General features: G+C 64.6%; 1 protein-coding gene. It reads right to left on the bottom strand.

Features of this window, described 5'->3' with window-relative positions; genetic code table 11:
* Window positions 1–717: choice-of-anchor D domain-containing protein (locus tag GSQ94_RS21725; protein WP_158945015.1), on the bottom strand; the 717-nt coding region annotated here is incomplete at both ends.

The following is a 717-nucleotide window of genomic DNA, read 5'->3' as shown; positions in this document are numbered from 1 at the left end:
TCCGGTGGTGATGGCGAGGAGGCCTTGGCGGATGCCGGGCTGCGATGGGGCGAAGGTGAGGACGACGGTGCAGGTGGAGTTGGCGGTGAGGGTGGCGGGGCAGTCGGTAGCGTCGGTGAAGTCGCCGGTGAGGGTGAGGGCGAGCGGGAAGGGGATGGGGCCGGTGTTGCCGAGGGTGACGGTCTGGGTGGTGCTGGAGGTGCTGGTGACGAGGACTGGTGTGGGGAAGATGATGGTTGAGGGAGTGACGGTGAGGTTGGGATTGGCGGACTGGCCAATGGCGGTGGGCTGGGGCTTGGTGGTGCCGGTGATGAGGACAGTAAGGCCTTCGTCGAGAGTGAGGGTAGTGGAGTCTGCTGATGGCGCGATGGCAGATTGGTAGCTAATTTCGAGCTGGCAGAGGGTGTGGGGGTTGAGCGTGGTGGAGCAGCGGTCTATGAGTGTGAAGGGCTGGTCGAGGGTGACGGGTGTGTGGGTGATGGCGTTGGCGGAGTTGTTGGAGAGGTAGAGATAGCGAGGGAGGCGCGGACCGGGTGTGCCGCCGATGCCGGAGGGGGTCCCGAACTGGGTGCCGAAGTCGATCTCGGTGGCGGAGAGGTTGAGGTCGGAGGCCTGGGTGTAGGCGGTGAGGAGGATGGAGTCGGTGCCGATGACCCATGGGTTTTGGGCGAAACCGTCGTCCGTGGAGGTGGATGGGGTAAAGCTGAAGGTGATGTG

Origin of the sequence: Granulicella sp. S190 (genome assembly GCF_009766095.1) — a bacterium.
In the GTDB taxonomy this organism is placed as follows: Bacteria; Acidobacteriota; Terriglobia; order Terriglobales; family Acidobacteriaceae; genus Edaphobacter.
This window is presented reverse-complemented; position numbering and strand designations above follow the sequence as displayed.